A 16,613-nucleotide genomic window follows, 5' to 3' on the forward strand; every position below is an offset into this window, starting at 1 on the left:
TTTCGATCATAATTTGCGGCTGAAATTTGCGGCTGAAATTTGCATTAGTCATCGGGCAAATATTCTACCAGAAATAGCAAATGCCTGCTTTAAAAAAGCTAAGTGAATAATCCTAAAACCTAAGGGCATCTCCCTAGTAAAAGCTACTTACTAATGTAAGGATTATTAATCCCAAGCTTTGCTAAGATAGCAATTTCGAACCCTTCCATTTCATTCTGCTCAGCTTGCCCTAATTCATGGTCAAAGCCTAGCAAATGCAAGATACCATGCACCAGTAAGTGTGTGGTGTGTTCGGCAACGGTTTTGTTCTGTTCCTTCGCTTCTGTAACCACCACATCATGGCAAATAATTAATTCGCCCAGTGGAATCGTGGGCATTTCTTGCAATATAAACGGCGGTAAATCACTTGGATAAGATAAAATATTGGTCGCATAATCTTTGCCACGTGCCTCGTTATTTAGCGCCTTGGCTTCGGTCAAATCCGTGATATATACGTCAAGCTCTTTAGGGGTGGCTAACCATAACTCACTGTCTAATTCTTGGTAATACGGAAAAGTTAAACCAGATTTTTGCTGTATATTCATGAACTCTAAGGTATTTACCAATACCTTTTGCAAGGTATCAGGCGCATAGTATTGCGAGATAAACTCATCGGCTACCAATGCGGAATGGCTGATATTGATCGTGGGCTGGGTTGCTGATTGTGAGATGGGCATGATTAGAACCTGTGAGAGAGATACGTTGTGAGAGATACGTTGCCTATTAAACCATAAAGTAGATAATTACTCATCGTCAAACGAATACAGTTCTTTTGAGCACAAACATTTATTTGCAGTGCAATAAGCGCTATCACGAAGATAATTGCCGTTGTGTGAGGGACGAACACCGGACATAGTGTTGTACGAGCGTCTACTTATGATATGCCTATTTCTCCATATTGATGGAACTACGATATTAAGGCCATGCTTTTTATCTTTTAGTTTTTTAAAGCCATAAAAAATCCTCCCAATCACATTTGAGAGGACGTTATAATGTATGTTAATGTTAGTAGATAAAGCCTATGAATGGCTACTGAGTTTGAGAGGCGACTAAAGCTTCGGCTTGTTTGCGCTCTTGCTCAGCAATACGAGCCTGTTTTCTCGCTTCTTTAAGGGCTTCTTGTTCTTCGTCAAATTCGCCATATGCCTCGACGATTTTTTGAACCAATTGATGACGTACTACATCTTTTGAGTCAAATTTAGTGATATGAATCTCTTCAATATTACTTAGGATTTGCATTGCTTGGGCAAGCCCAGATTTGTGACCACGTGGCAAATCAACCTGAGTAATATCGCCTGTTATAACGGCACGAGAGCCAAAGCCTAAGCGAGTTAAAAACATCTTCATCTGCTCAGGCGTGGTGTTTTGTGCCTCATCCAAAATAACAAACGAGTTGTTCAATGTACGCCCTCGCATATAAGCAAGCGGCGCAACCTCAATGACTTGCTTTTCGATGAGCTTGCTCACTTTCTCAAAGCCAAGCATCTCATACAGTGCATCGTAAAGAGGACGCAAGTAAGGATCTATTTTTTGAGTTAAGTCGCCCGGTAAGAACCCTAGTTTTTCGCCAGCTTCAACGGCTGGGCGAACCAGTAGTATGCGCTCAATCTCGTTACGCTCTAACATATCTACTGCACAGGCCACTGCGAGATAAGTTTTACCTGTACCAGCTGGGCCAACACCAAAGGAGACATCGGAAGTCAAGATGCGCTGTACATAACGCTGCTGGTTACCCCCTCGAGGTATTATTTTGCCTTTACGAGTCTTGAGCGCAATTGAATCATAATTTGCCAATTCATCGTATTGATACGGGTTTTGATTGGGGTCATCTGAACCTTGCTCATCAGGCGCTTCATCTTCAGCTGGGGCAGGGTAATCAAATTTGCGAGACATACTGGCTTGAATGATGAGGTGTAACTCTTCTGGTGTTATGTCTTCGGATGATCGAGCTTCATCAGCAAGCTTATTTAAAATATAATCGCCACGCTCAACGGCTATTAAATCGCCTGCTAGGGTAAATTTATGTTGACGTTGATTGATATTAATATCTAGGCGGTCTTGAATGTATTTTATGTGGTTATTGTATTCGCCTACTAGGGTTTTTAGCTGAGGGGAAGTTAGAAAGTCTAAGTTAACTTTACGAGTAACGGCGTCAGTCAAGTGAGAATCCTTTTATCGTTTAATTTTAATATGTTGTATGACTTTAATCTGAATAAGACAGGTTTCTATTTTTAAAATGGGGGCTTATTAGTTAACTAAAATGGTTGCACTAATAATAATAGTAACAGTTGTAACTAAGTAAATCCTAAAATTAAACAGCTTAATAATGAATTGATACAATTTCATTACATGACTAAAAAAAGGATTGAGATAAGCCTAATAAACGACGCTTGATTGAGGTTTATTTTTAGTTGTATTCAACACAAGTGATGTCTTTATCACGACAAAACATCTCATTAAACTGATTAAGACACTGTTTTTTTACGTTAAGGCGGGCTTTACCTCTGTTAGTATCTTCAGCATGATAAGTGCTTGTAAAGGCATTTAATTTACACATATAAACGGATTTATCTTTTTTCTCAGTTGTGTCTTTTTTGTTATCAGTTGATCTCGTGTTTACGTCTATAATAATAGGAACGGCAACAGGTACAGGTTGGGTTATGACACCAATATCTCCAACGTTATCAGTAGAGATAGGGATAGTACAGGAGGTTAATAAGGTTAAGGTCATTAATAGAGTGCTGGTAATAACGGTAAATTGTTTCATATAGAGTACTCCAAAAAAGAGCGTATTTTAAAGCTGAGCAGCTGCTTTAGTAAATAATAAATTTTTAGTAAAAAGGTGTGATTATATTTCTAGATTAAACAGCATTAGAAGCTTATGATAATATCCATACCTAATAATATGACAGTATTCTCTTAATGATTATAAAAATCAGGCTAAACTTATGAAAGACACTGTATCATCAAGCTTACAAACAAACCAACAAAGCCAAAACAACCATACCAGCAATCTACATGCCATTACAGAGCAAACGGTATTGATTGCAGGTGGTGGTCAAGTGGGTTTGTCTTTTGCGCTACTTTTGGCCAGTAAAGGTATTGCCAGTACTCTTATTGAAAAGAATACCTACCCTGAGATTAGCCCAGATGATGATGTCAATCGTACCCATTATTTAGACAGTCGCAATATGGCGTTGTCACGTCGCACCGTGCAAATTTATGAAGAGATTGACTTGTGGCATGAATTGCAAAGCCATGCTTGCCGTATTGATTCTGTGCAAGTGAGCGAGCAGGGCAGTTTTGGTTATGCTGAGCTGAATAAAGAGGAAGAGAATGTTGAGTCGTTTGGTCAAGTGATAGAAAGTTCGTGGCTTGGGCGTAAGCTGTTGCTTGCCGTGCAAGACAATCCGCTGATTACCCTGATTGATGGGGCGGTGGTCACGTCGGTTCAGCAAACGGCAAAAGCAGTAACGTTAGTCTATGACACAAAGACAGCCAGCCAACAAACCTTGACGGGTACTATGCTGGTGGCTTGCGATGGTCAACATTCTACTGTGCGTAATCTGCTTGGCATCAGTGTCAGCACCTACGATTATGGGCAGACCGCAATCGTAGGTGTGGTGCAAACCGATACCCCGCATCAGCATGTGGCGATTGAGCGCTTTAGCCCAGCGGGACCTTTGGCTGTGTTGCCACTGACCGACCCTAATAACCATGAACGCGGCGATGGTAATAACCCTGTTCAAGATGGTTACCGCCGTTCGGTAGTGTGGGTATGCAAAACGGGCGAAGAGCAACAGTATCTTGATGATGATGACTTGTATTTGTCTACGATGCAACAGGCATTTGGGCTACGTGCGGGCAAGTTTGTTAAAGCAGGCAGACGGGGTGCCTATCCGTTAACCCGTGTGCTGGCAGAGCGTCAGGTAGAAGGGCGTGTGGTCATCATGGGAAATGCGGCGCACACGTTGCATCCTGTTGCGGGTCAAGGGTTTAACCTGTGTATGCGAGATGCGCATGTATTAGCAAAAATGCTGTCCAATCAAGTGCTACGCGGCAAAGATATTGGCGATGCGGACATGCTTAAAAGCTATGAACAAGCCCGTTTGAAAGACCAAAAACGGGTCATTCGCTTTTGTGATGCGGTGGTGCATGGTTTTACCCATCCCAACCCTGCGGTTAAGCTCATGCGCAATGTTGCCTTAAAAGCATTTAATAAAACACCGGGTATCAAGCCTTTGGTGGCATCGTATGCCATGGGGTTAAAGACCTGACGGCATAGGGTTAGTATTTTATATAGTTAATACCGTCAAACTACTTTTAAAACTTTTACAAAAAAAGATAATCGACTTTTTAACATTCTTTTTAGTAAACACCTCTCTTTTTAATAAACAACTCTTTTAATAACGGAAAACCACTATGTCCGTATCACCTCAAAATCGACCAATGAACACCCTTATTATTGGTGGTGGCATTGTTGGCGCTACGTTGGCTCTAAAACTGGCAATACAAAAACAGCCAGTGACTTTGGTTGATGCCAGACCTGCTTTGAGCGATGTGCAATGGCAACAAAAACTGAGCCAACGTGATGCTCGCGTGTATGCGTTAAGCCTAGCGAGCATTGCTCAACTGCGAGAGGTTGGTGCGTGGCAATTAATCTCACAAAGTGGGCGTAAGGCGGACTACACTCAAATGCAGGTATGGCAACAAGATGGCAAAGGCGAGCTAAATTTTGGCGATGATGCCGTGCCACAACTACTGGGTAGTATGGTTGAGCCTTTTGTTATTGAGCATGCATTGGCTCAGCGCCTTAAAGCAGATGAGTTTAAAGATAATCTGACCGTAGTGTCGGGTCATAAAGTGACAGAGCTGGATTGGCTTGGCGAGCAAAAAGGTTATGCGGTTGGGCTGGATAATGGTCAGACGTTGCAAGCCAAACTGATTATTGGTGCAGATGGGCGAGGCTCATTGGTACGCCGTGAAGTAGGTATTGGCTTAGACACCTTTGATTATCATCAAACCGCCATTTGCTGTGCGATTAAAACGCAAAAACCGCATCTCGCCACGGCACGTCAGTTAATGCTGCCAACAGGAACGTTGGCCCTATTACCCTTGGCAGATATAACTGCTGAAGATCAAGCTAATCCACAGCATTGGCAATCTGTGGTATGGACTCTGCCAACTAATAAAGCAGAAGAGTTGTTGCAACTTAATACGCAACATGCTGGTTTGCAAAAGAATGACCTGATTAAACAAGAGTTGGTAGCAGCGACGCAGTATGCTTTAGGCGATATTGAACAATTAGAGTCATTGGCGAGTTTTCCACTCAATGCCCAACAAGCAAAGAGCTATGTCAAAGAGAATTTGGTGTTGGTTGGCGATGCTGCGCATGGTGTGCATCCGCTGGCAGGTCAGGGTTTAAACCTAGGAATGTTGGATGTAGAAGCCTTGGTTGATACGTTAATGACTGACTATAAACGTAGTGGTAACAAACTGTGGGGCGAGCTTGCGACATTGCGTCGTTATGAGCGTGTGCGTCGTCCTCGCAATAGTATGATGATGCATAGCTTTTCGCTAATTAACTGGCTATTTGCCGGCGATTTTGCTGCGCTGCGACCTGTGCAGCAAGTGCGTAGTGAGGGAATGTACCGCGTCGGCAAAATCAAACCGTTAATGCGATTGTTTACCAAGCAGGCGAGTGGGGTTTAAGTTTTAAATGGAAGTTTGAGTTAGTTATTCAAAAGGTATTTATTTAAAATTAATGAGTTATAAGTTAATGAGTAATAAAATGAGTTCAGAAACGACAACCGAAAAATTTAATATTTCCGAAGTTGAGCAACAGTTTTTAAATGAGCTAGATACAAAGCTCTGGAAAGCGGCTGATAAGTTACGCAGTAGCCTTGATGCTGCCAACTACAAGCACATTGTATTGGGACTTATTTTTATTAAATACGTGTCTGATGCTTTTGAGCAACGGCGTAATGAGCTAAAAGAGCTGTTGAATAAAAATGATGGCGATAATGTTTATTATCTTGATCCGACGTTTTATGAAAGTGAGGATGAGTATCAGCAAGCGTTAAGTGATGAGTTGGAGCTTCGTGATTATTATAGTGAGCAAAATGTCTTTTGGGTGCCAAAAATGGCCCGCTGGGACTATATAAAAGAGACGGCAGCCTTACCAACAGGGAGTGTCCTAAAATACGAGTATCAAGGCAAAGATGTTAGTAAAGAAGATGCTGCAATTATAAGAGCACAACATCAAGGACAGACAAAAGACAATGATGACAAAGACCCTATTAAAGAAATAAAGCTACGCTCGGTCTCATGGCTCATTGATAATGCGATGGATGAGATTGAAAAAGCCAACGCAAGATTAAAGAATGTGCTTAACCGAATCAGTGGTTATCAGCTACCTGATGATAAGTTAAAAGGACTTATTGATAGCTTTTCTGATACCAGCTTTAATCAAGTTAAATATGAAGGACATACGTTAACTATCAATAGCAAAGATATCTTAGGGCACATCTACGAGTATTTTTTAGGGCAGTTTGCGTTGGCTGAAGGCAAGCAGGGCGGACAGTATTATACGCCTAAAAGTATCGTAACCTTAATTGTAGAGATGCTACAACCTTACCAAGGGCGTATTTATGACCCAGCAATGGGTAGTGGCGGGTTTTTTATCTCAAGCGATAAGTTTATTGCTCGTCATGCGGGTGAAAAGCACTATAACGCCAGTGAGCAGCGCCGTAATATCTCTATTTATGGGCAAGAAAGCAATCCAACCACATGGAAGCTAGCAGCAATGAACTTAGCAATTCGTGGCATGGATTATGACTTTGGAGAGCATGCAGATAGTTTTTTAAACGATCAACATCCTGATCTGCGGGCAGACTTTGTAATGGCAAACCCACCATTTAATATCAAAGACTGGTGGCATGAAAAACTGACTGATGATGCCCGCTGGAAATATGGCACACCGCCTAAGAGCAATGCTAACTTTGCGTGGATTCAGCACATGCTTTATCATCTTGCACCCTCTGGCAGTATGGCATTGTTGTTAGCAAATGGTTCGATGAGCAGTCAAACCAGTGGTGAAGGCGATATCCGCCAAGCACTTATTGAGGCGGATTTGGTTGAGTGTATTGTGGCACTACCTGGCCAGCTATTTACCAATACTCAAATACCTGCTTGTATTTGGTTTTTGAGTAAAGATAAAGCCAATGGCTTTGCGTATGATGTGCGCAAGCGTGATCGTCAAGGTGAGGTGCTGTTTATTGATGCGCGCGACATCGGTTATATGAAAGATCGGGTATTGCGTGATTTTACCGATGAGGATATTGGTCTGATCACTCGCACCTTTCATGATTGGCAGGAGGCTAAAGCTGCTAATGACGCTGATAATAGCATAGAGAGCGAAGGTTATAGAGATATCGCTGGATTTTGCTATAGCGCCAGCCTTGAGGATATTCAAAAGCATGATTATGTTCTAACACCAGGGCGCTATGTAGGTGCGGCTAAGGTTGAGGAGGACATTGAACCGTTTGCAGATAAGATGACACGCTTGACTGCCACGCTATCAGAGCAGTTTGCACAAAGTAGTGAGTTAGAGCAGGAGATTAAAAGGAACTTGGCGGGGTTGGGTTATGGGTTTTAATAAAAAAACGATTGAGGAGATTAAAGAGCCTTCAAAAGGTGCTATAGCTATGGGACCATTTGGTTCTAGAATAAAAAAAGAAAGTTTTAAGACCTTTGGCGTTCCTATTCTTAAAGGTGGAAATCTTCACGGATACACAATTGATGAAACGAATTTCGATTTTATTTCAGAGGATAAGGCAAAAGAATTAAAAAGCTCAATAGCTTATAGAAGAGATATTGTAATAACTCATAGGGGAACCTTAGGGCAAGTTAGTATCATCCCAGATAATAGTAATTTTGATAAATATTTGGTTTCCCAAAGTCAACTTAAGATAACTTTAAATCAAAAGATAGTTAATCCTTATTTTGTTAACTATTATTTAAGAAGTTCTGAAGGCCAATTTCAGCTCTTGTCCTTTGCTTCTCAAGTTGGAGTACCTGCAATCGCCAAAGCTTCCACTTCAGTTAGAAAAATAAATGTGCCTTGCCCCCCATTGCCAACTCAAAATATTATTGTAGAAATTCTTGGAAATTTAGACAAAAAAATCCAAATCAATAATCATATTAACCAAACCTTAGAGGAAATGGCGCAGGCGATTTTTAAAAGTTGGTTTGTGGACTTTGATCCTGTGCGTGCTAAGCGTGAGGTATTAGAAAGTGGCGGTAGTATTGACGATGCAGAACGTGCTGCCATGCAGGTAATCAGTTGTCAAACCGACGAGCAGTTAGAGAGCATGAAAAAATCTAAGCCCAATGATTTTGCTAAATTGCAACAAAAGGCAAGTTTATTTCCTAGTGAATTGGTAGATAGCGAGTTAGGAGAGATTCCTAAAGGTTGGGAGGTAGGTCGATTAAAAGATATCTGTAGTTATACAAACCAAAGAGAGCCTGTAGAAGAACTTACTATTAGGAACTATGTTTCTACGGAAAGCATGATTGAAAATAAGCGAGGTATTACTACAGCATCTAAACTACCGAATGTAAAAACCGTACCGAAAGTGGAAGAAGGTGACATACTTATATCTAACATTCGGCCTTATTTTAAGAAGATATGGTTTGCAAGCTTCGAGGGAGGAAGATCAGCGGATGTCTTAGGGTTTAAAAGTATCAATCAAGAAATCAAGGAGTTTGTTTATAATTTGTTATTCCAAGATTCTTTTTTTGATTTTATGATGCAAACCTCAAAAGGCGCAAAGATGCCTAGAGGTGATAAAGAAGCTATAATGAATATGCAAATAGTCATGCCAATTCATGAGATTATGACTTTTTATTCTGAAAAAGTACAAAAATTTTATCCGAAAATAGATCAGTCAAATTTACAAAATCAGAACCTTGCCGAACTTAGAGATACGTTATTGCCTAAATTGCTATCAGGTAAGCTGGATGTGAGTGGGCTTGTGGAGATGCAAGATGACTGAAAAGTGGAAAGGACTGGTTGATACGGTTCAAAGCTTTAAAACATCTGTAAAAGCGGAGCTAGACGCTGAGAATAGTTTATTTCACAAAGAGTTAAACGGCGAGTCTCCTATCGAGTTTCATGGATTAGGTGCTAATCAAGACAGTCCAAATAAATACTCTATAGAAGCAAGTGAGGTATTATTTTGGTATGATCCTACTGCTTATCTCGATGAAATGGAGCGATGGAGTAATCAGGTTGAAGCTGATAAGTATGAAGATATTAAGGAATATTTATCAAGATCTAATCAAATCGCACCCTTTAACAGGTTAGTTAGTGCGATAAAAAAACAGAGGATTGCCCCGTTTGTTGGTGCAGGGTTGTCTAAAAACTATGGTTTCCCTCTTTGGGGTGAAGCTTTACAAGCTATATTTGAAAAAGTTAAAGCAAATACAAGTCTTGATGATGAGATGAAAGTTAAGATTTCTAGTTCTATTAAAGAATGGAGATATATAGAGGCTGCTGATGAACTTTATAGTATTGACCCTGTGATAGTTGCCAGCTATCTGAGGAATAACTTTGATACTAATAGTATTAAAGACAGTTTGAAATCTGGATCTTCAGGTATAGCCTCGTTATTACCAGAACTGACAGATGCCTGTATCATTACGACTAACTTTGATAGGATTATTGAGCAAGTTTTTACAAATGCCCATAAATCTATCGAAGGGTATATGCATGGTATGCAGCAAGAAAACCAATTTGCTGCAAAATTGGTTCAAGGCGAGAAATGTATACTTAAATTACATGGAAATTTTGATTCACAAGATAGCCATATTTTTAGCAGTTCTCAATATGCTGATGCTTATGGTGATACTCAAATCGATTATACTAAGCAACTGCCTAGAACCTTAAGACAAATTTTTATCAGTCACTCGTTATTATTTCTTGGTTGTAGCTTATACCAAGATAAAACTATGGCTGTTTTTCAAGATATTATCGACTCAAAGAGTTTTGATATACCCAGTCATTTCTCTTTAATGCCTGAAAGTGCAAATAAAGATGGAAAAGAAAGTGCTTTGCTAAATTTAAATATTCAACCCATTTGGTATGAAGTAGTCGATCATGACCATACTCAACTAGAACAGTTATTACGTTTTGCCATTGATTGTGCTAAGGGTAAAGTTTCTCTCTAAAGTGAAGTTGCAAAGCCAAATAAAAATTAACAGTAATAAATATTATTGACCAATTGGATGTTCACTCCTATGACCGAAGAAGACCTAGAATTACTATGTTTAGACTGGTTTGCTGATGTAGGCTGGCAAATTGTCTACGGCCCAGAGTTAACCCCAGAATCCAACCAAAGTAGAGCTCGTGATAGCTATCATGACGTACTATTGGTTGATGACTTACAAGCTGCTGTCAAGCGTATCAATGCTCATATTCCAGTAGATGCGTTCGAGGAGTGTTTTGAACAAGCGTTGCGGCAATTGCGCCAGCAAATGAGTATGGATTTAGCAAGTCGTAATCGCAGTATCCATCAGCTGCTTTTAGCGGGTATTCCTATTCAATACAAAGATGCCGATGACCGTCAGCAGCAAGACAGGCTTTTTGTCATTGACTTCCAGACCGTTAATAACAACCAATTTACTGCTGTCAATCAGCTAACAATAAAGACTATCATAGAAGGGCGTCCACGTCGTCCCGATATCATTTGCTATGTTAATGGATTACCGCTGGCTGTCATTGAATTAAAAAGCCCAAGCGATGAAGCGGTAGACATCACTGATGCCTTTAACCAGCTACAAACTTATAAAACCGAATTGCCAGATCTGTTTATTTATAATGAAGCGCTGGTAATTAGTGATGGCTATAGTGCTAAAGTAGGATCGCTGACTGCCAACGAAGAGCGCTTCATGCCATGGCGTACCATTTCCAATGAAGATGATAAGCCTATGTTAGAGTGGCAACTTGAGACCGTTATTAAAGGTTTTTTTCGTCGTGATCTATTTATAGACTATATCCGTTATTTTGTACTCTTTGAAGAAGAGGGCGGGCGACTGATTAAAAAGCAAGCGGCATATCATCAATTCCATGCTGTACGAGAAGCCGTTAAAGCCACAGTTATTGCATCAAAAAATATCACAGCAGAAGGCATAAGCGGCGTCTCTGAACCCAGAGCAACGTATGGTAGCAAGGTAGAATCTGGTAGCAAAAAAGCAGGTGTGGTTTGGCATACTCAGGGTAGTGGTAAGAGTATCTCAATGTGTTGCTATGCAAGTAAGCTGTCACAACATCCTGAAATGGGAAATCCAACCATAGTTGTCGTCACGGATCGTAACGACCTAGATGGTCAGTTGTTTGCCACTTTTAGCAGTGCGCATGAATTACTGCGCCAAACACCCATACAGGCAGAGGATAGAGAAAGCCTGCGTGAACGCTTAAGGGAACGTGAGTCTGGCGGTATTATCTTTACTACTGTTCAAAAGTTTGCATTATTATCAAATGAGGAAGCACACCCTGTTTTAAATGAACGACATAATTTAGTCGTTATATCTGATGAAGCCCATCGCAGTCAATATGGGCTAAATGCCCGATATAACCAAAAAACAGGTCAGTATCAGCACGGTTTTGCTAAGCATTTGCGTGATGCATTGCCTAACGCTACCTTTATTGGCTTTACTGGAACGCCCATTGCGACAGAAGATAAAGATACAAGGGCGGTATTTGGCGATTATGTGTCGATATATGATATTCAAGATGCAGTCGATGATGGTGCAACTGTACCCATATTTTATGAGTCACGCCTTGCAAAGTTAGATCTCAATCATGCCGAAATTTCCGCTCTGTCTGAGGAAGTTGAAGTGATTATTGAAGAAGAAGAGGATATCAATCGTGAAAAGACCAAAGGTGAGTGGACACGCTTAGAGAAGCTAGTCGGCAGTAAACCACGTCTAGAATTGGTAGCGTTAGATCTTGTTAATCACTTTGAGCAGCGCCTACAAGAAATTGATGGCAAGGCAATGATTGTGGGTATGAGCCGCGATATCTGTGTACAGCTTTATAATGAGATTATCGCTTTGCGCCCTGAATGGCATGATGAGGAACCGAGTAAAGGCGCTATCAAGGTTGTAATGACAGGGTCAGCATCTGACAAGCCATTGCTACAACCGCACATTTATAGCCAAAAAACCAAAAAAATGCTGGAGAGTCGTTTTAAAGACCCAAACGACACGCTTAAACTTGTTATTGTTCGTGATATGTGGCTAACAGGTTTTGATGCCCCAGCTTGTCATACAATGTATATTGATAAGCCCATGCGAGGGCACAATCTCATGCAGGCCATTGCACGGGTCAATCGTGTCTTTAAAGACAAACCTGGCGGGCTGGTGGTTGATTATATTGGTATTGCGAATGAGTTAAAAGACGCACTTAAAATATATACTGAATCGAAAGGTCGTGGACAACCAACCTACAATACAGCAGAAGCTTTACAAGTGTTTTTAGCTAGAATGGATGCCATTCAAGGTATGTTTGCTAAAACAGCACAACATGATGAATTAGACATATCTGAGTTTGATACTCAAACTGCACGATTATTGCCTATTGCAGCCAATCACATTTTAGGACTTGATGATGGCAAAAAACGCTTTTCTGATTTGGTATTACAAGCTAGCAAAGCTTATGCACTATGCTCAACTTTAGATACTGCCCAACCTTATCAGAAGAAGTTGGCATTTTTCGCAGCTATTAAAGCGGCATTGACTAAGTTTGAACGTCGGCAAACGTCAAATAGTAACCAGCAAAAAACATCAGCGCTTAAACGGATTGTAGATAATGCTGTGGTGGCAGAAGGCGTTGATGATATTTTTAAATTGTGTGGCTTAGATAAGCCCAATATTGGTTTATTATCTGATGATTTTTTAGATGATGTGCGACAAATGCCAGAGCAAAACCTAGCGGTTGAGTTATTGAAAAAGCTTTTAAGAGATGATATCCACGCTAAAACTCAACGTAATGTTTTACAAGAGAAGAAGTTCTCAGAGCGTTTGCAAGCCACGTTGACTCGCTATAACAATCGCTCAATTGAGACGGCGCAAGTCATCGAAGAGTTGATTGCGATGGCAAAGAGTTTTCAAGAAGAGATGGCTCGATCTAATGCGTCAGGCTTGAACTCTGATGAGATTGCCTTTTATGATGCACTGGCAAATAATGAAAGCGCAGTGCGTCAATTAGGGGATGAAACCCTTAAGAAAATTGCTGTTGAAATTACTGAACGTCTCCGAAAATCGACAACTGTAGATTGGCAAAAGCGTGAAAGTGTACGCTCGAAGTTGAGAATTCTTGTACGTCGTACGCTACAAAAGTGGAAATACCCACCTGATAAAGCTGCCGAAGCGGTTGCTTTGGTGATGCAACAAGCAGAAGTGTTAGCAGATGCATGGAGTGAGTCAGTTTAGCTTTATAATATTAACTTAACCAAACGACGCAAAAAACACCATCAATACTGGCGCAACAATATTAATAATAAAACCAAAGCTTATAGCAAGTGGTACGACAGCGAGTCCGCCCGATTGCTGAATAACAGGCAAGGTAAAATCAAGACTGGTTGCGCCGCCAAGCCCGACCGCAGCTGATGGATGACGATGCATAAATAGGGGAATAAATAATAGTGCAAAAAACTCTCGCACTAAGTCATTAAACAATGCGACACTGCCCCAAACCGCACCATACGCGTCGGTCATAACGATGGCAGAGAGTGAATACCAACCAAATCCAGAAGCCAGAGCCAAGCCTTGGGTCAAAGATACGTCTGCAAACAGCATCGCAAATATCACACCGCTCACCAAGACTGAAAGGGTGAATATCACACTGGTCTGCATACCGCGTTTGCTGAGCACCACCTCTTTTAAGGTAATTCCCGACCCTTTTAAACCAATACCTACCAGCAGTATTAACAGCATGAGTAATCCAGTCATGGTGTTTTCAGGTGGCATATATGTGGCGGGTAATACCTTCCCAATAACAAAACCCAAACCAACACATAAGACTTGTATCAGACTGCCACGGATACTGACTTTATGATGGATGGCAGATTTTTCCCCGGGCGGAGTCCAAGGCACAAATCGGTCGAATAACATCAAACCAGCCAGCCCACTGCCAATTGTTAAGATTGACAACACCGTGACATAGAGTGCGATGTTGGCTATTTGACTGCTCAGCCCTTCCACTTGTGCCAATTCAATACCAATTAAGGTAAGAATGACGTATACCAAATAGCCAAGAAGGCGTTCAGAGATATGGAAAAGACTGCGGTTTAACGGCAATGCAAATCCAATAAATAGGGGGGCAAGGACTAGAATTAAAGTGGTCAGGCTAGACATGATAGAAGGCACGCAGGCAGTTTATAGCCATAGTTGAGAAAAGAGTGACAATGTTGAGATACCGATATGTACAATTTGCGGTAGCTCACCTCGTCCCTCAGTTATCTGATTACGACTATATGTGAATAGACTATATTCTATAATATTTTATGAAATGGCGATTCTATCACAGCTTAAAGAGGAAGCGAGCATTGGGTAATTATCTTGTCGGCTATTAAATAGCAAATCATCTATTAAACAGTCGTTGATGAAACCGCTATTTGAGTCTTGATTGGCATAATGATTGGGATAAATAACACTAATGGTAGATGCTTTATCATGCTGAGGGTAGTCATTACGATAATGCCCCCCACGACTCTCGAGGCGGTTTAGAGCTGATGTTAACAATAGCTCAGCTAATGTTAACAAACGTAGCCAGCGTAAAGCTTGCACGTCAAATAAATCCAAAGCGTCTAATTGAGCATTAGGGGTAATCGAGTTAGTCTGTAACAGTGTTTGCTTCCAAGATTGAACCCGTTTTAGCGCAGAACTTAAGTCGGTTTCATCGCGTCTAATGCCCATATTGTCTGTCATTAACTTTTTTAAATGAGCGATAGAATATAGGTGGGGTTTATCTGCCTTAGATGCCTCATTTGGAGTGTGAGAAGACAATGACACACCATTATTAAGTTGATTTTCTTTATAACCAGCGATGTTTTTAAGTGTTTTATTGAAGCTTAGAGTGCTACCGACGCAGACATTTAAGTTTGTCTGTGTGCCTGTTAAAATTGGTTTTTGCCATGATAACGTATTATTTAGATACACAGGAATATGGGCCGCAATCTCACGACCAACCACCACACATTCAAGTAGAGAGTTACTGGCCAGTCGGTTTGCGCCGTGTAGTCCCGTATGCGCCACTTCGCCAGCAGCATATAAACCAACTAAATCTGTATGCCCTGAAGCCGTAGTCATCACGCCGCCACAAGTGTAGTGCGCAGTTGGCGCAACAGGAATAGGGTCGGTAGTAATATCCACTCCCAGTGCTAAACAGTGCGCATAAATATCAGGGAAATGCGCTTTAATAAACTCAGCAGGTTGATGTGAGATGTCTAAATAGACATAACCCAAACCGTTGTTTGCAATCTCATTGGCAATAGAACGGGCAACGATATCTCGAGGCGCTAGCTCTTCTCGCTCGTCATAATTTGGCATAAACCGAGTATTTGTGAGTGGGCAAATTAAATGCCCCCCTTCTCCGCGTACCGCTTCTGATATTAAAAAATTACTGTCGCCTAGCGCCAATCCTGTTGGATGAAACTGTACGAACTCTAAGTTTGCTAAGCGACAACCTGCTTCCCACGCCATCATGATGCCATCGCCAACACACACTTCTGGAGCAGTGGCTCTACTAAACAGTTGTCCCAGACCGCCACTGGCAAGCACCACAGCGTGACTATTAACCGTTAGCCGTTTGTCTGATTTAACATCAAGAACCGTAGCGCCCGTGCATCGTCTATCCGCAAAAGCGTCCTTAGTAGGCAGTTCGCTAACCAGTAAGTTTAAAGCCTCATGATACGGCAATACGGTAATGTTAGTAGCAGTAGCCACCTGCTCATGCAAAGTGTGCATGATGTGCTTACCAGTTGCATCATCAGCATGAATAACACGGCGGCGTCCATGCCCCCCTTCTTGAGTCAGGTGCAAATTATCTAATGGGTTAGCAGGTTTATCGGTAAGATCAGAGGGTTCTGTTACCGTAGTTTTAGTGGTAAAAGGGACGTCATGCTTAACCAGCCAGTCAATAGCGTGACGACCTTGGCTTAAAATCTGGGTGGTTGCTTGCGTATCGCAAAGCCCATCACCTGCTATGAGCGTATCATTCACATGATCCGCTACGTTATCTTCTTTATCAATGACCGCCGCGATGCCGCCTTGAGCATAGTTGCTAGAGCAATCATAAATATCTTGTTTAGCAAGCACAACGATTTGTAGGTTATTGGGTAATGACATTGCTGTGCTTAACCCAGCCAATCCGGCACCAATAATAAGCACATCGGTATGAATGATATCTAAATTGACGCTATCTGAATTATCAATATCTGAATGAACAGTATCTGATTGAGTCATTAATTTTGACATGGGCTGGATCTCTTGATGTTTTTTTAAAAGAGTAG

General features: G+C 41.3%; 11 protein-coding genes. 6 read left to right on the forward strand and 5 right to left on the reverse strand.

The window, feature by feature from the left end:
• Positions 1 to 143: 143 nt before the first annotated feature.
• The 3 genes from ybeY to AC2SLN_RS01270 all read right to left on the reverse strand — a co-directional run bounded on the left by ybeY (position 144) and on the right by AC2SLN_RS01270 (position 2,806).
• Complete coding sequence (ybeY, locus tag AC2SLN_RS01260; protein WP_486548889.1) at positions 144 to 716, reverse strand: rRNA maturation RNase YbeY; 573 nt, start codon at positions 714 to 716, stop codon at positions 144 to 146.
• A gap of 352 nt (positions 717 to 1,068) precedes the next feature.
• The gene (locus AC2SLN_RS01265; protein ID WP_486548888.1) at positions 1,069 to 2,199 is read right to left on the reverse strand and encodes a PhoH family protein; all 1,131 of its coding nucleotides are present in this window, start codon (positions 2,197 to 2,199) and stop codon (positions 1,069 to 1,071) included.
• A gap of 247 nt (positions 2,200 to 2,446) precedes the next feature.
• The gene (locus tag AC2SLN_RS01270) at positions 2,447 to 2,806 is read right to left on the reverse strand and encodes a hypothetical protein (protein WP_486548887.1); all 360 of its coding nucleotides are present in this window, start codon (positions 2,804 to 2,806) and stop codon (positions 2,447 to 2,449) included.
• Between the two features lie 181 nt (positions 2,807 to 2,987).
• On the opposite strand from AC2SLN_RS01270, the gene AC2SLN_RS01275 reads away from it, so the two are divergent.
• From AC2SLN_RS01275 to AC2SLN_RS01300, 6 genes are all read left to right on the forward strand, one after another.
• On the forward strand, positions 2,988 to 4,316 hold the full coding sequence (locus AC2SLN_RS01275; protein ID WP_486548886.1) for an FAD-dependent monooxygenase: 1,329 nt from the start codon (positions 2,988 to 2,990) through the stop codon (positions 4,314 to 4,316).
• A gap of 145 nt (positions 4,317 to 4,461) precedes the next feature.
• A complete protein-coding gene (locus AC2SLN_RS01280; RefSeq protein ID WP_486548885.1) occupies positions 4,462 to 5,751 on the forward strand; it encodes an FAD-dependent monooxygenase in 1,290 nt (429 codons plus the stop codon).
• A gap of 112 nt (positions 5,752 to 5,863) precedes the next feature.
• The gene (locus tag AC2SLN_RS01285; RefSeq protein ID WP_486548945.1) at positions 5,864 to 7,696 is read left to right on the forward strand and encodes a class I SAM-dependent DNA methyltransferase; all 1,833 of its coding nucleotides are present in this window, start codon (positions 5,864 to 5,866) and stop codon (positions 7,694 to 7,696) included.
• Positions 7,686 to 9,095: a restriction endonuclease subunit S gene (locus AC2SLN_RS01290; protein ID WP_486548884.1), complete on the forward strand. Its 1,410-nt coding sequence runs from the start codon at positions 7,686 to 7,688 to the stop codon at positions 9,093 to 9,095. Before AC2SLN_RS01285 ends, AC2SLN_RS01290 begins: the two co-directional genes overlap by 11 nt.
• The gene (locus tag AC2SLN_RS01295) at positions 9,088 to 10,269 is read left to right on the forward strand and encodes an SIR2 family protein (protein ID WP_486548883.1); all 1,182 of its coding nucleotides are present in this window, start codon (positions 9,088 to 9,090) and stop codon (positions 10,267 to 10,269) included. The genes AC2SLN_RS01290 and AC2SLN_RS01295 overlap by 8 nt, the downstream gene beginning before the upstream one ends.
• Positions 10,270 to 10,338: 69 nt before the next feature.
• Complete coding sequence (locus tag AC2SLN_RS01300; RefSeq protein ID WP_486548882.1) at positions 10,339 to 13,533, forward strand: type I restriction endonuclease subunit R; 3,195 nt, start codon at positions 10,339 to 10,341, stop codon at positions 13,531 to 13,533.
• 15 nt (positions 13,534 to 13,548) lie between these two features.
• Here AC2SLN_RS01300 and AC2SLN_RS01305 read toward each other — a convergent pair whose 3' ends face one another.
• On the reverse strand, positions 13,549 to 14,457 hold the full coding sequence (locus tag AC2SLN_RS01305; RefSeq protein ID WP_486548881.1) for a LysO family transporter: 909 nt from the start codon (positions 14,455 to 14,457) through the stop codon (positions 13,549 to 13,551).
• Between the two features lie 147 nt (positions 14,458 to 14,604).
• Positions 14,605 to 16,578 (reverse strand): L-aspartate oxidase, encoded by a 1,974-nt coding sequence (gene nadB, locus AC2SLN_RS01310; protein ID WP_486548880.1) that lies wholly within the window; start codon positions 16,576 to 16,578, stop codon positions 14,605 to 14,607.
• Positions 16,579 to 16,613: the final 35 nt, after the last annotated feature.

Source organism: Psychrobacter sp. CX90 (genome assembly GCF_057396305.2).